This window comes from Gemmatimonadota bacterium, assembly GCA_026706345.1.
GTDB lineage: Bacteria > JAAXHH01 > JAAXHH01 > JAAXHH01 > JAAXHH01 > JAAXHH01.
The window spans coordinates 1,489-3,194 of the sequence record JAPOYX010000195.1 but is presented as its reverse complement, the minus strand read 5'-3'; the positions used below and the strand labels follow the sequence as shown (position 1 = coordinate 3,194).

Annotated in this window: 2 protein-coding genes; both read left to right on the top strand. The window is 65.1% G+C overall.

Annotated elements, in window-relative coordinates:
* Positions 1–1,175, top strand: a 1,175-nt coding sequence (locus OXG98_13105; protein ID MCY3772941.1) for a gamma-glutamyltransferase, incomplete at its 5' end; no start/stop codon positions are given.
* Between the two features lie 46 nt (positions 1,176–1,221).
* The coding region (locus OXG98_13100; GenBank protein MCY3772940.1) for a hypothetical protein at positions 1,222–1,706 on the top strand (485 nt) is incomplete at its 3' end.

Below are 1,706 nucleotides of genomic sequence, written 5' to 3'. Positions count from 1 at the left end.
AAGCTGCGATCGGCTATGCGCGGGACGGCTTCGAGATCCATCCGTTCCTCTGGGGCGAGATTTTCACCGAGTACGCCAGGATCGGCCGCACTCCCGAGGGCCGGGAAATCTTCTCCCGGAACAACACCCTGCCCCGGCCGGGCGACCTGCTCGTGCAGAAGCGCGCCGCGGATACCCTGACGGCGCTGCTCGAGGAAGGCAATGACTATTTCTACCGCGGCGCCTTCGCACAGGAACTCGTCGATGTGGTGCAGACGGCCGGTGGCGTGCTCACCCTTGAGGACATGGAGCAGTACGAGGCGCGCTGGCAGCCGCCCGCCGAGGGCAGCTACCGCGGCTACAGGGTGCTCGGCTCCCCGCCGCCGGACCATGGCGGCTCGCACCTGATCGAAATCCTCAACATGGTGGAACTGCTCGATCTGCAGAAACTGGGCCCGCCGACAGAATCCGCCGAAACCCTGTTCCACATGGCGCGCATCGCCAACCAGGTCTATCTGGACGGGTTCAGGCAGCACGACCCGGCGACCCATGAACTGCCCCTGGAACTGATCCTCAGCAAGGATTACGCGCGCATGCGGTTCGAGCTGATGCAGATGAACCAGACGGTCGACGCCGGGCCGGCCCCGCCGCCCGCCGGCAGCAACCACGTAACCTCCGTGGACGCCGACGGCAACGTCTCGACCATCCTGCATTCCTGCATGTCGCTGCCCTGGTCGAACGGGCTCTTTGCCGGCGGCGTCACCGTCGTCGCGGCCGGCGCCCATTACATGCGGGTGATGCCCGGCCCCGGCGACCGGATCTCGGCCTACGTGTGCCCCAACATCGTCTTCGACGGCGAGCGGCCGGTGCTGGCCTCGGGATCGCCGAGCGTGAGCCTGCTGCAGAACATCCTGCAGAACACCACGAACATCCTGGATTTCGGCATTCCCATCGGCGAGTCGGTGAACCGGCCGCGCTTCGGGGGAGGGTCCTACACCAGCCCCGGCAAGCTGCTCGTCGAGGTCGACCTCGACGAGAAGGTGCGCAGGTCGGCAGTGAAGCGCGGTATCGCCTGGGACGTGGTCAACCCGTGGAACTGGCACCACGGCTCGTTCGAGGGCATTTTCATGGATTCCGACGGCAGGGCCCACGCCTGCGGCGACCCGCGCCGGAACGCCATGGCATTGGCGGTCTGACAACTGCGAACGGGGGAACATCTGAAGCGAAAGGAGGAGATCGGCCATGGGAGAACTCGAGTTGCACAATCCGTTTTCAGCGCTTTCGGGCGAGATGATTCTGGAGGCGGCGGCAATGCTGCTGGTGTTTGTGGTCGTCCTGTTTGCGGGTTCCATACTGATTCCCGGGCGCCGGATCGAAATGACCGATTCGGAGGGGACGACACGCACCTACAGGCTCAACGGGCTGGCACTGTTCCTGATCGTCGCGGTCGCGGCCTGTCTTGCCCAGTTCTTCGGATGGTTCTCCCTGGCAACCCTGTACACCCACTTCGCCGCCCTGTTCGTGGTGGCAAACGTGTTCGCATTCGGCCTGTCCGCCTGGCTGTACTGGGGCGCTTCGCGCAACCGGAAGGCGCCGCCGGAGTCGCAGTGGGGTTTCCTGATGGGCCGGGACCTCAATCCCGTCTGGTTCGGCATGGACCTGAAGATGTTCAGCTACCGCCCGTCGCTCATCGGCCTCGCGCTGTTCAACGCATCCTTCGCCGCCGT